Source organism: Streptomyces sp. NPDC004266, assembly GCF_042874095.1.
GTDB lineage: Bacteria > Actinomycetota > Actinomycetes > Streptomycetales > Streptomycetaceae > Streptomyces.
Genome location: NZ_JBIAMM010000036.1, coordinates 1 through 12,351, shown reverse-complemented (window position 1 = coordinate 12,351; position 12,351 = coordinate 1). Strand labels below are relative to the sequence as shown.

13 protein-coding genes and 4 pseudogenes are annotated in these 12,351 nt (G+C 70.3%); 7 read left to right on the top strand and 10 right to left on the bottom strand.

Annotated features, from left to right (window positions below):
* Positions 1 to 637: 637 nt before the first annotated feature.
* Positions 638 to 901, bottom strand: coding sequence for a hypothetical protein (locus ACFYUZ_RS38915; protein ID WP_389317862.1), 264 nt, complete (start codon positions 899 to 901; stop codon positions 638 to 640).
* A 161-nt stretch (positions 902 to 1,062) separates the two neighbouring features.
* Here ACFYUZ_RS38915 and ACFYUZ_RS38910 point away from each other — a divergent pair, with 161 nt between their 5' ends.
* Positions 1,063 to 1,218: a hypothetical protein gene (locus ACFYUZ_RS38910; protein WP_389317859.1), complete on the top strand. Its 156-nt coding sequence runs from the start codon at positions 1,063 to 1,065 to the stop codon at positions 1,216 to 1,218.
* Positions 1,219 to 1,351: 133 nt separating this feature from the next.
* On the opposite strand, the gene ACFYUZ_RS38905 is transcribed toward ACFYUZ_RS38910, so the two are convergent.
* A complete protein-coding gene (locus ACFYUZ_RS38905; protein ID WP_389317865.1) occupies positions 1,352 to 1,930 on the bottom strand; it encodes an IS630 family transposase in 579 nt (192 codons plus the stop codon).
* Positions 1,931 to 1,956: 26 nt separating this feature from the next.
* Between ACFYUZ_RS38905 and ACFYUZ_RS38900 the strand changes: the two are divergent.
* Positions 1,957 to 2,163 (top strand): annotated as a pseudogene (locus ACFYUZ_RS38900) (IS5/IS1182 family transposase); the annotation flags it as partial.
* Positions 2,164 to 2,333: 170 nt separating this feature from the next.
* Here ACFYUZ_RS38900 and ACFYUZ_RS38895 read toward each other — a convergent pair.
* The 3 genes and pseudogenes from ACFYUZ_RS38895 to ACFYUZ_RS38885 all read right to left on the bottom strand — a co-directional run bounded on the left by ACFYUZ_RS38895 (position 2,334) and on the right by ACFYUZ_RS38885 (position 3,424).
* Positions 2,334 to 2,486 (bottom strand): hypothetical protein, encoded by a 153-nt coding sequence (locus ACFYUZ_RS38895; protein WP_389317856.1) that lies wholly within the window; start codon positions 2,484 to 2,486, stop codon positions 2,334 to 2,336.
* Positions 2,487 to 2,495: 9 nt separating this feature from the next.
* Positions 2,496 to 2,960, bottom strand: a complete 465-nt coding sequence (locus tag ACFYUZ_RS38890; protein ID WP_389317853.1) for a DUF6003 family protein — start codon at positions 2,958 to 2,960, stop codon at positions 2,496 to 2,498.
* 77 nt (positions 2,961 to 3,037) lie between these two features.
* Positions 3,038 to 3,424: pseudogene (locus ACFYUZ_RS38885) on the bottom strand (thiol-disulfide oxidoreductase DCC family protein).
* 191 nt (positions 3,425 to 3,615) lie between these two features.
* On the opposite strand from ACFYUZ_RS38885, the gene ACFYUZ_RS38880 reads away from it, so the two are divergent.
* The gene (locus ACFYUZ_RS38880) at positions 3,616 to 5,058 is read left to right on the top strand and encodes a serine/threonine-protein kinase (protein ID WP_389317850.1); all 1,443 of its coding nucleotides are present in this window, start codon (positions 3,616 to 3,618) and stop codon (positions 5,056 to 5,058) included.
* 333 nt (positions 5,059 to 5,391) lie between these two features.
* Here the strand turns inward: ACFYUZ_RS38880 and ACFYUZ_RS38875 are convergent, their stop codons facing one another.
* A complete protein-coding gene (locus ACFYUZ_RS38875) occupies positions 5,392 to 5,670 on the bottom strand; it encodes a GlsB/YeaQ/YmgE family stress response membrane protein (protein WP_389317847.1) in 279 nt (92 codons plus the stop codon).
* 384 nt (positions 5,671 to 6,054) lie between these two features.
* The gene (locus ACFYUZ_RS38870) at positions 6,055 to 6,297 is read right to left on the bottom strand and encodes a hypothetical protein (RefSeq protein WP_389317844.1); all 243 of its coding nucleotides are present in this window, start codon (positions 6,295 to 6,297) and stop codon (positions 6,055 to 6,057) included.
* Positions 6,298 to 6,482: 185 nt separating this feature from the next.
* Here ACFYUZ_RS38870 and ACFYUZ_RS38865 point away from each other — a divergent pair, with 185 nt between their 5' ends.
* Positions 6,483 to 7,559 carry an esterase-like activity of phytase family protein gene (locus ACFYUZ_RS38865; RefSeq protein WP_389317841.1) on the top strand — a complete coding sequence of 359 codons (1,077 nt, stop codon included), beginning with the start codon at positions 6,483 to 6,485 and terminating at the stop codon, positions 7,557 to 7,559.
* 47 nt (positions 7,560 to 7,606) lie between these two features.
* Here ACFYUZ_RS38865 and ACFYUZ_RS38860 read toward each other — a convergent pair whose 3' ends face one another.
* Both ACFYUZ_RS38860 and ACFYUZ_RS38855 read right to left on the bottom strand, forming a co-directional pair.
* Positions 7,607 to 7,780: a hypothetical protein gene (locus ACFYUZ_RS38860; RefSeq protein ID WP_389317868.1), complete on the bottom strand. Its 174-nt coding sequence runs from the start codon at positions 7,778 to 7,780 to the stop codon at positions 7,607 to 7,609.
* Positions 7,781 to 7,791: 11 nt separating this feature from the next.
* Positions 7,792 to 8,445: pseudogene (locus ACFYUZ_RS38855) on the bottom strand (bleomycin resistance protein); the annotation flags it as partial.
* A gap of 519 nt (positions 8,446 to 8,964) precedes the next feature.
* Here ACFYUZ_RS38855 and ACFYUZ_RS38850 point away from each other — a divergent pair.
* From ACFYUZ_RS38850 to ACFYUZ_RS38840, 3 genes are all read left to right on the top strand, one after another.
* Complete coding sequence (locus ACFYUZ_RS38850; protein WP_389317838.1) at positions 8,965 to 10,170, top strand: glutamate--cysteine ligase; 1,206 nt, start codon at positions 8,965 to 8,967, stop codon at positions 10,168 to 10,170.
* A 226-nt stretch (positions 10,171 to 10,396) separates the two neighbouring features.
* Positions 10,397 to 10,726: a hypothetical protein gene (locus tag ACFYUZ_RS38845; RefSeq protein WP_389317836.1), complete on the top strand. Its 330-nt coding sequence runs from the start codon at positions 10,397 to 10,399 to the stop codon at positions 10,724 to 10,726.
* A 988-nt stretch (positions 10,727 to 11,714) separates the two neighbouring features.
* On the top strand, positions 11,715 to 11,933 hold the full coding sequence (locus ACFYUZ_RS38840) for a hypothetical protein (RefSeq protein WP_389317833.1): 219 nt from the start codon (positions 11,715 to 11,717) through the stop codon (positions 11,931 to 11,933).
* A gap of 337 nt (positions 11,934 to 12,270) precedes the next feature.
* Here the strand turns inward: ACFYUZ_RS38840 and ACFYUZ_RS38835 are convergent.
* Positions 12,271 to 12,351 (bottom strand): annotated as a pseudogene (locus ACFYUZ_RS38835) (IS5/IS1182 family transposase); the annotation flags it as partial.

Below are 12,351 nucleotides of genomic sequence, written 5' to 3'. Positions count from 1 at the left end.
GCCTTCCACGATTCCTACCACCCTGGGCTGGTGGGGTTCCTGGGCGCCGCGATCAGGGTGTTCGCCGAACAGGGGAGCGGGTTCGCCCCCAGCACAGGGGCCGAGGCTTCGGCGTAGTCGGGCGACACGGGCCAGGACATTCAGGACGTGCAGGGGCAGGCGCGCCGTAGCCTTATACCCGGCAGTCATGACCGGGTCGTAGTGACCGGCGAGAACGGCGTAGGAGTCGGCCGCATTCCGCACCGTAGCCAGCGTAGGCATCGGCCGATAGGGCAGATCGGGCTGACCGGGCGTGCAGTCTGCGGAACATCGGGACGACCCGCGGTCCTCCGCAGTGGTGTCGATACCTCGACGAGGTGAGCCTCAAGGCGAACGCGGCCGCGGCTGACGGCTCGAACTCCAGGCCGCGCCCCCGCCTACCAGCAGGTGAGGGCCGATCCGGGTGACGGCCCCAGCGCGGATTCTCGGCGGAGCTGATGCCGTTCCGGCCGGGCGGAGGGGCGGGCTGCCGGTGGCTACCAGGAGTGACTGGTTCTGCTCTGGGGAGCCTGCCGGCCGACGGGGCTTGTTCGCCGCCTTCGGGGGCGGTCTTCGGACTGGGCCCGTCGGCCGTTTCCTTGCGAGCGACGGCAGCCGGTCAGGCGGCCAGGGCCGTACGCGCGGCGTGCAGGGCGTCGTCGAGGGTGTCGGCGGTGCGGTCGTGCCCAGCGGATCCGCTCGTCTCGTCCGGGTCGATGCTCCATCCCCAGCCGGTCTCGGGGTGTCCGTCGATGACGACGGTGTGGTCACCCAGGGTGACGGTGAGGGAGAGGCTTCCTCCGGGGTGGGTGGCGGTCTCGATCGCGGCTCCGGGGCCGAGGATGTGGGCGGCGGCGGAGCGGGCTTCGTCTGCGCTGGTCATGGGGTTCTCCTCATGGGGGACGGACAGGACGATGGTGCGGTCATCGGGGCCGGTCGGAACCTGCAGCCTTGGGTGGCGCCGGCGCCGGCGGGTGTGGTCAGGCCGAGCCGGAGACGGCCGGTGGCCGGGCGGCCGGTCGGGTACGGCCCCAGGACGGCGCCGTGCGCGAGCGTTGCGGCGTAGCGCTCGAGGCCGCTGCCGTGCTGCTCGCGTACGAGCGTGAGCCCGAGCCCGCTGCAGAAGTCGCGGCAGCCCTCGAGCCGACCGGTGCAGAGAACGATCAGATCGTTGATCACTGGTGCCCCTGGGATCTGTGACAGCCGTGAGAGGAAGGTGCGCCCGGCCCGGTGGCTCCGGGACCGGGCGGTCGGTCCAGCGGCCTCCTGTTCACCTGTAGACCTCCTCGCCGGTGCGCCTGCTCGTAATCCTCAGGATTCCGTCGGGTTCCGCCTAGTGACCTGGCTCGGAGAGCCTGTCGCAGTAGCGGCAGATGCGGCCGAGGATCTGGTCGGCGGTCCTGGTCCACTTGAAGGGCGGGGCCTCGTCGTTCCAGACCTTGATCCAGTCTTCGAGTGCGGTCTTGAGGTCGGCGAGTGAACAGAACACTCCGCGTTCGAGGCAGCGCCGTTCCAGCTCGGCGAACCACCTTTCGACCTGGTTGATCCAGGACGAGTAGGCGGGGGTGAAGTGGAGCTGAAAGCGGGGGTGTGCGAGGAGCCACTCGTGCACCACGGGTGTCTTGTGAGCGGAGAGGTTGTCGCAGATGACGTGGGCCGCCAGGGCCTTGTCGGTCTGGCGGTCGATCTCGTCGTGGAAGTCGTGGAAGTCGTGGAAGTCGTGGAAGTCGCGGAAGTCCCGGAAGTCGCGGAAGTCCACGGCACGGTGCTGCGCGGACAGCTTCGTGATCACCTTGCCGGTCGCGGTGTTCAACGCGGCGAACAGGTCGACGGTGCCGTGGCGGACATAGTCGAAGCTCCGCCGCTCGGGCACTCCGGGGATCATCGGCAGCACCGGCGCGGTCCGCTCCAGTGCCTGGACGTCTGGCCTGGGTCCTGGGCGTGAGCCCCGTCATCGCCCGACGCGGAGTCCCCCACGGATCAGGCCTCGGCAGCGACCGATGGGTCGTCGAGCGGACCCTTGCCCACCTGCACTGGTTCCGCCGGCGGTGGATCCGCCGGGAAGTACGCGACGACATCCACGAAGCGTTCCTCAGCCTCGCTTGCTCACTCATCTGCTGGAGACGCTTGAAGTCATTCCGATAGCAGTTCTTGGACAGTCGACGAGATCCTTGACAAAGTCGCCGCCTACTGCCGACGAATCTCTGACTCAGATCACCGGCGCAGGGCGGGCTGGTCCGTGCACTGTCTGGGCCCCGATTACGCCTGCGGCATCCAGAAAATACCCTTACCCCTCACTCCTCCGAGCCCGGCTTTCACGCTCTCTCGCCCTCGTCCTCGTCCTTGTCTTCCGTCCGGGCGGCCTGGGGGAGGGGGATGCGGGTCTGCCCCTCGATCGGTGCCGGGGTGCGCTCGCCGAGCCGGTCCTCCAACTGCCGGAGCCTCGTGCGCGTCTCGTCGGTTGTCATGTTTCCCCATCACCGCCGTCGCGGACCGGGATCCGACGGACGGCCCTGCGCCTGCGCCGCCACCGATGCCACGGTCTGGGCGTCCTCGCCGGTGAGTTCGACGATGCGGTGCGGCGGAACCCCGGCGGCCGTGGCCCGCGCCAGCAGGGCGTCCCGCTCGCCCGCGCAGTCGCGGTAGGCCAGCAGCTCTTCCTCCACACGTGCCAGGGCGCCCGGCGTCAGCGCGTGGCGCAGCTGGTTCAGCTCCTCGTCGCTCAACGGGACGGGCAGCTTCTCCGCCCCGTCGGGGATGGCGCCCGTCTCCTCCGGCGGCAGCAGCCGGACACCCGGAGAGGAGGCGGTGACATTGTGCGCGTCGAGCCAGGCCCGTACGGCGGGCGTTTCCAGGCACGCCAGGTCTCCCACAGCGGTGATGGAGGCGCCCAGCGGGGTCGCCGGGTCGTCCACGAGGAACAGGTAGGCGTCGTCGGTCATATTCGTCTCCTTCGCAGACGTGATGGTCGTGTGCCCTCCTCGCTTACCCCCTTCGCCGCAAGCCACCCCGGCTCTGGTCATCCTCGACCGCGGCGTACCGGCGCCGCGCACGCCGCCGTCCCGCCCGGCATCCGGTTCCGGTTGTCCGCAACCAGCCGGTAGACGGCGTGGGCGACCCACCGCACTGGGGGCAGCATGAGCAGTGTCCCCGGCGGTGTCCGTCTCCGGCCCGTGCGCAGCAGGATCTTCGTGACCGCCGGGGCGCCGCCGTCCCGCCCGGCCGGACGGGGGCGCCCAGAGCGCCTCGTGTGCGGCACGCTCCGGAGTCACGCCCAGCGCGGCCGGATCCGCGAACTGCCGGGGGCGATCTCGCAGTCGGGTCGCAGGCGGCGTTCGACGAACCAGACGGACGCCGTACAGGCGCCGCAGGCACCGTCGAAGACGAGCACCGATCGAGTGCGCATGAATCCACCATGCCGAAACGGCGCGCACCCCTCCTTCCACGAGGCCGTGCGCGGGACCGGGGGATGCCCGGCGGCTGAGGGGGCACACGTGCACACGGTGCTCGCCACCACGCGGCCGGGCGTGCCATCGGCAGCGCACACGTGGGCGGGCGGACGACGGCAGGTAACAACAGGACGCAGGGAGCGCAGTGATGAAAGTCCGCTCGTGGCCGACCCGACCGGACCTCCGGCTCACCGCCCACGTGGTGGCCGGACGCTACCGGCTCGACGACCTGCTGGGCCGCGGCGGCGCCGCCGACGTGTACGAGGGCATGGACCTGCGCCTGCGGCGACCGGTCGCCGTGAAGGTCTTCCGCCCGGACGGTGCCGCCGACACGGAGGAGCGGTTCGACAGCGAGGGCCGACTGCTGGCCCAGCTGCAGCACCCCGGCCTGATCACCGTGTACGACTGCGGCCGGGACGACGGAACGCCCTACCTGGTGATGGAACTGGTCAGGGGCACGACGCTGCGCCGGCGAATCGCGGCGGCTGCGCTGGCGCCCGCCGAGGCGTGCCGCATCGGAGCCGCGCTGGCCTCGGCGCTGGCCCATGTGCACGAGGCCGGAGTCGTCCACCGCGACGTCAAGCCCGCCAACATCCTGCTGGACGAGGCGGGCACCCCCCGCCTGACGGACTTCGGCATCTCCCGGCTGCTCGGCACCACGGCTCAGACCGTGACGGGTGCCCTGGTGGGCACCGCCGCGTACATGGCCCCGGAGCAGGTGCTGGGCCGGGCCGCCGGGCCGGCAGCGGACATCTACAGCCTGGGACTGGTGCTCATCGAGTCGATCAAGGGTGAACTGGAGTACGACGGGGCGCCGCTGGAGGCTGCGATCGCCCGCCTGAACCGTCCCCCGGTCATTCCGCCGGACATACCGGCGGCCGCCGTCGAACTGCTGGAAGCCATGACGGACGTGGACGAGAGCCGCCGGCCGGACGCCCGGGCCTGTGGGCGCGCCCTGGCCGCCCTGGCATCGGAGGATCTCGCGGGGGCGGCCGAGGTGCCCGTGGGGCCCTCCGTGCTCGCGGCTCCGCCCATGAGGGGCGAGGACGGCGCCGCCGAGCGGAATCCGGACACGCTGAGGTCGAACGGGACGGGCGCGGCACTGGGGATCGCCGGCGTCGATGCCGCCGTCCCTGCACACGGCGAGCCGGTGCACGCACGATCCTCTTCCGACCGGCCCGCCTCACGCCGGGCCGGTCGGATCCTGGCGACCGCCGGTGCGGCACTGACCGTCTTCGGCGTCGGACTGGCCGGTTCGATGGGCGGGCTGTCCGCCGAGGCGGAGAACGCCGTACCCCTTCCGTCGCGCCCCGCCACGACCGAGCCGGCCTCCCCGACCGCCTCGCCCGCTCCGCCGGCCGGAGCCGCTGCCGTCTCCGCGTCCGCGCCGCGGTCCCCCTCGTCCACCGGGGACCGGCGGGACGCCGGCTCCGAGGGCGCGGCGGTCGACAGCCGGACGCCGTCGGCTCCTGGCGTCTCGAAGCGGCAGCGCGGCCGTGCGGCCGGTCCGGGAGCAGCCGGGCCGGCCCCCCGGAAGGGCGAGGCGGGGCAGGGGAAGCCGAAGCGGGCCAAGGGCAGGCATGCGCGATGACACCGCTGCGGCTTCCGGCGTTTCCGCCGCCTGACGGGGCACCGGGCAGTCGACTCGCCGACTGCCCGGCCGGGGCGGTGGCGGTCGGGTGGCGGCAGGCACTGAACCGCGCACGCGTTGTACGGGAGGCTCGCCGCGTCACGCTCGGTGTAGTGCGGCGGAAGCGTCGGTACTGGGCGGGGTCGGTGGGGCCGGCAGGGAGAGGTCAGGGCTCAAGACCGGGCACGGACGGTCCCACCGGAGTGGACGGGCTCGTACATGCCGACGGCTCCCGTCCCGTGTGCTACGGGGGAGGGAGCCGTTCGGGGCTGTGGTGCTTGTGCCTTCGGTGGGTCAGGCGTGGCGGTGGGTGTGGCGGTTGCCGGTGATGAGGCGGTAGAGGGCGAGGAGGATGACGGAGCCGACGATGGCGGCGATCCAGGTGGATATCTCGAAGAAGCCGTCGACGGAGTCCACGCCGAAGACGACCTTGCCGAGCCAGCCGCCGAGCAGGCCGCCGGCGATGCCGATGAGCATGGTGATGATGATGCCGCCGGGGTCCTTGCCCGGCATCAGGGCCTTGGCGATGGCGCCGGCGATCAGACCGATGAGGATCCACGCGATGATGCCCATAATGCCTCTCCACTTCGTCGCATAAAGACTGTGTCAGCCCACCGTCTGCGCCGATCTGAGCCAGGCAAACCTCCCCTCCGACGCCGGAGTCCTGCCGGCCCACGGTTCGAGAGGCACCCCGGGGCGTCGCAAAGACAGCCCGGGCCTGTTACGGCCTGCAGAGCCGAAGGGCGCCCTGACCGATCCGTCCGGCTCTGCCGCGGCGCCTGTCGCGGGGGGGCGGCCTGCCGGTGTTCGCCTCTCGGCGCTGTCCGGCGCCTCGGCTTCAGGGCTGGCCGACAGGTCGGCGGCGGGTTTCGCCTCGAGGACACCGAGGCGTCGGCAGATGGCCAGTGCCTGACGCAGATTTCCGATGGTTCTCTGGCGATCGACGATGTGTAACTGTCAGCGGGCAGGGCCATCGAGCGCACGCGCCTCTTCCAGAGGAACCGCTGCCTCACGGGCAAGAGGCAGGGCCTGCTGATACATGGCGGGGCCATCGCCGGGGCCGACCGTTTCAGCCACAAGCGCACCCGTATTGGTGAGTGCCTCCGCCTCGCCATGAGAGTGACCGAGGTCGCGGTACAAGACCAGGGCTTGCTCGTGCAGGTCGCGCGTCACCGCGTACCGCCCCAACAGGTATCGCACACGTCCCGGCTCGTTGAGAGCGTTGGCCCGGCCGAGGCGGTGGCCGGAGGCGTTTGTGAACGGGAGTTGGCGGGTTCGTTGCCGGACCACCGCCTCCCCTTCCTCTTTCTTTCGATTCGGCATATGACGGTCTGCAAGCCCTCCGCACCTCCTTCGGACCGGTCGGACCCCCAGGAAAGGCCTCCATGCCCCGCCGCCTGCGCACCTTCGTCCCCACCGCGACGGCCACCGTCGCCCTCTGCGCGCTGCTCGCCCCGACGGCCGGCGCCGCGCCCGCCCCTGGGGGCCGGGCCTGCTCCCCGTACATGTCCGTCGCCGGTTACTCCGACGCGCTGGACAAGGTCCAGCTCGACGGGAAGCTCGTCGGCGGGATCTCGGGGCTCGCCCTCGACCAGGACGGGACGGTCGCGGCGGTCTCCGACAAGTCGGTGCTGTACCGGCTGGAGGTGGCCGGCGAGGACACCCCGGCCGCCACCGCCACATCGCGGCTCCCGCTCACCGACGGCGCCGGGAAGGTCCTGGACTCGGAGGCGGTGGTCGTCGACCGCGACGGGACGTACCTCGTCACCGACGAGACCGCCCCGGCCGTCCTCCGCTACGACCGCACGGGCAGGGTCCTGGCGGCCCTGCCGGTCCCGCCGGCCTTCCGCATCGCCCCCGAGGGCCGGGCCACGGCCAACCAGACCTTCGAGTCCCTCACCCTCCTGTCCGGCGGGCACACCCTGGTCGCGGCGCTGGAGGGCCCGCTGGCCGGGGACGGCAAGGACGCGAGCGAGCGCACCCTCCAGCGGATCCAGACCTGGGAACGGGGCCGGAAGGGAGAGTTCGTCCTGGGCCGCCAGTACGCGTACCCCGTCGACGCGGGCCACGGCATCGCCGAGCTCGCCGCGACCCGGGACGGGCGGCTGATCGTGCTGGAACGGGGCTTTACCCGCGAGTTCAAGATCACAGCCCGGCTCTACGTGGCCGATCTGCTGGGCGCGAGCGACACCTCGAAGACCGGGACGCTGACGGCGGTGCGGGGGCTGCGGCCCGCGCGTAAGACCGCGATCGGCGACTTCGACGCCTGCCCGACGCTGGGCGCCCCGTCGAAGCTGCCACAGAACCACCCCCTCGTCGACGACATCGAGGGCATGACCGTCATCGGCCACGACACCGCGGGCCGTGTCCGGCTGCTGCTCACCAGCGACGACAACGAGCTCACGCAACAGATCACCCGGCTGTACCGGGTGGACGTACGGCTTCCCGCGCGGCACGGGTAGGAAGGCCGGGCGGGGCCGACTCCGTGCCCGTACAGCACTCAGGGCCGTCAGCGGACCAGCGGGGCGCGCGGGTCCCGCGGCCTGCCGGCCCGCTCCGCCGGCAGCGGCAGCAACCTCTGTCGCCACGTGTCGGGATGGACCATGCCGCCGGACACCCCGCCGTGCGCGTACCGCTCCCGGTACACGTGCGGCGCCGGCTCGCCGAGGAGGTCGACCTCCACGAGCTCCTCGAACGTCGCCCGCAGGAGGCCGGCGACCGCCTCGGCCGACGGCGGGCGGACCCCGCGGTACCTTTCTCCCCGAGGCGATCGGCGACGTAGGCACGCAGCACGAGAAGACGAAGCGGTTGCACAGACGTGGGCCGCTCGTCCTGAAGGCGCAGCACCCGGTCGATGATCTTCGCGGCGCCCGCCGGGTCCTCCCTGGAATCCGCGAGGAGGGATGCGTGGTGCAGGGCCCGGGCGAAGGTCTCCCCGGGAGCGGGCCGATGATGCTGGTCGTCGCTCGTCCGCTGCTCGATGCGGAGGCAGTTGCCGCCCGGATCGGTCATGAGGAACTGCCGCACGCCCTGTGAGGTGTTCTTCAGCGGCCCGATTCGCGGCAGCCCGCGGTTCGGTACTCTCCCGTACGCCGCCTTCAGTCTGGCCCGAAAGCTCTCGTGGAGCCCGCCGACGTCATCGGTCTGGACGATGCACGTACTGAACGACTCGGCCGGCTCATACCGCTTCATCGCGAAGAAGTGGAGCTGTATGCCGCCGCGCTGGACGGCCGCGTACGGATGGGGGCTCTTCTGCTGGAAGGTCACCTCGAACCCAAGGGTCGTATAGAAGTCGAGAACGGGCTGGATAGTCCGGCACGGCAGGATCGGAATGGTCTTCTCACCCATACCGCCAATCTAGTCAAAGTTGAGTAGAAGGCTACGGGATGCGCCTGGGCTCCGCTTGGAGATCCTCGGCGCGTTCGCAGCGCCGGCGACCGCCGATGCCCAACGACTTGAAGCGCCGAGGCGCCCACGAGGGCTCATGACAAGATCCACTTTCGCAACACGTTTGAAGCACCGTTGCAGTACCAGCCCGGCCAGGGGGCCCGTCCAGCCGCTGTGCGGGCACATCGGCAGTAGCCGACTGAAACCCGGTGCCGACGCCGATGAGCCGCGCGGTGGACATCGTCCTTGGGGAGTTCTACGGCCTTGGGGGGGCTACGGCCTTGGGGGGTTCTACGGCCCGCACGCCCGAGGCCGCAGTACCGGCGGCCGGAGCCGGTCCGCCTTCGCGGGGTCGGCATCCGCGCGGGGAAGCAAGCGGTTGTTGTCTCCTCCCCAAGGCGGCTACCGGCGATCAGGATGTGTGCCTGCTCGCGCATGTCCCTCCCGAGGAAAGGTTTCGGTATCGCTGTCGGTGACAGGATGCTGACCGTGACTAGTGAAGGAAGGGCACCCGCCGTCCCGGAAGGATCCGGTGGGGACACCGGCTACGCCGCGCCTGAAGCAGGCTGGCGCAGACGGCCCCTGACCGTGGGGGCCGAGGAGGAGTACCTGCTGGTCGACCCGGTCACCAGGGAGCTGAGACCGGAGGCCCAGAAGGTGGTGTCCGAGGCCGCCGCCGAACTGGGCGAGCGGGTCACCACGGAGATCACCCGCTACCAGGTCGAGGCGCGCACCGACCCTCATACCAGCCTCGCTGCCTTCGCCGAGCAGGTCAGCGCCATGCGCACGGCCATCGTGCGCGCCGCCGCACGGCACGGCCTGGCTGTCGTCTCCAGCGGTACCCCCGTCCTGCCCCAGCCGGGTCCGCTCGAGGTGACCGACGGCCCCCGGTACGCCCGGAGCGTGGCGATGTTCGGCGCCCTGGACGACGAGCAGACCATCTGCGCCTGCCATCTGCACATCGGTATCCCCGACGTGGATCTGGCCCTGCTGGTCAGCAACCACCTGCGCAGCCGACTCCCGCAGTTGATCGCGCTCGCCGCCAACTCGCCGTTCTGGCAGGGCCGGGATACCGGATACGCGAGCTGGCGTACCCTGGCCTGGGCCCGGTGGCCGGCGGCCGGGCCGCCACCGCACTTCGACTCGACGGCGCATTTCGACGCTCTCGTCGAGGACCTCACGGCGACCGGAACCATCATGGACCGCGGCGGACTGTACTGGGACATCCGCCCCTCCCATCATGTGCCCACCCTGGAGATCCGGGCGTTCGACGCCGCACCTGCCGTCGCGGACACCGTGCTGCTCGCCGCGGTCACCAGGGCCCTCGTCGCCACCGCCCTCGCGGACATCGAGGTGGGTAAGCCTGCCTTGCACCCGCCGTCGGACCTCTTGCGGGCCGCGTGCTGGCGTGCCGCGCGCGACGGCCTGACCGGAGATGCTGTGGATCTGCACACTCGGCACCTCGTGCCGGCCGTCACGCTCATCGATCGGATGCTGGAAGATCTGCGTCCCGCCCTCCTGCACCACGGCGACCTGGATAAGGTCACCGCCGGCTGGGGCCGCCTGCGCGCCATCGGCAACGGCGCCGAACGCCAACGGGCAGCCCACCAAAACCGCAACAGCCTCTCGGACGTCGTGGACGCCCTGATGGAAGCCGTCAACGTTGAGGACCCCTGCCACGACTGACGCACGGCGTGCGCATGAGCCTCCGCCGGCGTTCCCGCGGCGGGGGCTCCGCAGGGTAGGACCTGGCCGCCGTCGAGGAGCGGGAGCACCAGTCGGGCCGGTCGCCTTCGGCGTGCCGGCGCGTGGCTGAAGCCCGGGCGAAGATTCCCGGCTCAGGATCAGACCGTCATGCTTCGTCCGGCTCGAAGCTCTCCACCGTCAGCACGAGTTCGGCTTGGATGGCCCTGTGGCGAGACGACCCAAGGCGAAGAAGCGGCCTCCTTTCGGCATACCAAGGGAGATCATCCTGCTGGCGAGACAGGACGCGTGGCCTTTCACGTTCACTGCCGATGATTCGGGCGGCGGGTGCGGGAAGGTTCCCATGCCTCCCGAAGCAGCCGTTGAGGACGTCCAGGCGGCGGTCTTCACATCCCTGGCAGACATCACCCGCACCTTTCACGGTGCCGATATCGAGGTAGCCTGGGCCTCGCTGACCCCCGATTCGTGGGTGGGGCGGATCCGGCACATCGCCGTGACGGAGCCTGCTCAGACCGACGGGGTGAATGAAGGAAGCTGACCACGTGTCGGGCGACACGAGGGATCAGCGGCCCACGCCGAGGCATCCAGGACCGGTACCGACTCGACGTTGCCGATGCCCGTAGGGCACCCGGGCGTGGCCCTCGCGTTCGGCGTGCTGCCTGAGCTTTGCCCAGCCGCGTGCCCCGTCCTGACGGGAGGGGAACAAGGCCAAGGCCGGCTTACCGCTGATTGCGGGCCGGAGGCCGGTGCGTGGTGGCGGATGCCGAGGAGCCCCGGCCGTAGGGGGCCGGGGCTCCTCGTGGGCCCGCACCCCACCACCGGTGCGGGCCGGGTGTTCACCATGCCGGGCTCTGTGGGCGGGGGAGGCCCCAGGCCCGGCAAGAGAGCGGGTCCCATCCGCTCCACCTCCGTGTGCCCTGGATGCCGGCCGTCACACACCCCCTGCCGTTCTTGAGAAAGCCTGGTGTGAGAAGTGACTTTGCGGGCAGACGGACGTCAGCGCCGCCGTCTGCCCAGGTGAGGTCTTCCGTGGAGAAGACGGAGGCGTGCCTGTTCTGCCCGTGAAGCAAACAGGGCGAGGGAGGGGGGCGTTGAGTGGTCTGCCGGTTTCGGTGAAAGTGGTTCAGCTGAAGCCGTATGTACGGTAGACCTGCAGGTCACAAAGTCTGCTCCCCGCCCGCGCAGGGACGGCCCCAGCCAAGACTTGTACTGCCACTGAATGGCTTCGTTCACTTTCAGCGGCTCTGGCACGACTTCTGTGAAACCAAGCCGAACCTCGGTGACCGAGGCCGGCGCCCCTGGCGGACTGGCAGGTCGGCGGCTCGTTCCGAGGTAGGCCTGAACCGGGTCGGCGCCGGTTCGCAGAACCTGTGCCAGAATCCGAGCCCGTCCCCGCGGCGTACCCGTCCGGCTCGCCGTGGCTGCGAGGACACCGGTTCGCCGACCGTACCCGGGCCCTGCACGCTGCGGCCCACGCCCTGCTGGAGGCCGGCCACCGCCGACGCTCGATCCCACGGCAACCCGGAATGACCTCCCGCACCGTCAAGCAGCTCGCCGACGCCGGGACTCCAGAGGAGCTCTTCACAGGCCTGTGGCAGAACCGTCCCTCCGTTCTCGACGAGTACAAGACCTACCTTGACGATCGCTGGGCCGAAGGCTGCAGCAATGCCTGGAAGCTGTGTGAGGAGATCGTTCCACTCGGCTACAAAGGCAGCTACCAGCCCGTGTCGTCGAAGGCAACGTGAACAGGAACAAGATGCTCAAGCGCCAGATGTTCGGCCGCGCCGGCTTCGATCTCCTGTGCAAGCGCGTCCTGCTCGAGTGACGAAGCCAGGTGGCCTTCCACGGCCGAAACGGTTATACCGGTTCCTCGAACAAGTCGACCCCGGCGAGCCTGCGATCAAGAAGCGGCCCGAGACGCTCCTCCATGGCAGCGAACCATCCGTCGAGGTCCGTATCGGTGTCGTAAAAGAACCAGGAGTGGAAGCTTCCCAAAGCATCCAGGTCCAGTGTCGGCGTGTAGCGGAGTTCGCAGCGAACTTGCACGTAATGGTCGTGCTCGCTGTCGTCACTGAGCCGTTTTCATCCTGAATAGCCGCAGGTCATCAGCGTGTGGACGGCCTGAACGATGGTGCTGATGCGGCGGGTGGAGCATCTGGCTCG

Excerpts from the sequence above, each read along its gene's own strand:
- ACFYUZ_RS38850 (WP_389317838.1), top strand. The coding sequence starts at position 8,965 with ATGCTGACCGTGACTAGTGAAGGAAGGGCACCCGCCGTCCCGGAAGGA.
- ACFYUZ_RS38840 (WP_389317833.1), top strand. The coding sequence starts at position 11,715 with ATGACCTCCCGCACCGTCAAGCAGCTCGCCGACGCCGGGACTCCAGAG.
- ACFYUZ_RS38875 (WP_389317847.1), bottom strand. The coding sequence starts at position 5,670 with ATGGGCATCATCGCGTGGATCCTCATCGGTCTGATCGCCGGCGCCATC.
- ACFYUZ_RS38915 (WP_389317862.1), bottom strand. The coding sequence starts at position 901 with ATGACCAGCGCAGACGAAGCCCGCTCCGCCGCCGCCCACATCCTCGGC.
- ACFYUZ_RS38880 (WP_389317850.1), top strand. The coding sequence starts at position 3,616 with ATGAAAGTCCGCTCGTGGCCGACCCGACCGGACCTCCGGCTCACCGCC.
- ACFYUZ_RS38895 (WP_389317856.1), bottom strand. The coding sequence starts at position 2,486 with ATGACAACCGACGAGACGCGCACGAGGCTCCGGCAGTTGGAGGACCGG.
- ACFYUZ_RS38890 (WP_389317853.1), bottom strand. The coding sequence starts at position 2,960 with ATGACCGACGACGCCTACCTGTTCCTCGTGGACGACCCGGCGACCCCG.
- ACFYUZ_RS38865 (WP_389317841.1), top strand. The coding sequence starts at position 6,483 with ATGCCCCGCCGCCTGCGCACCTTCGTCCCCACCGCGACGGCCACCGTC.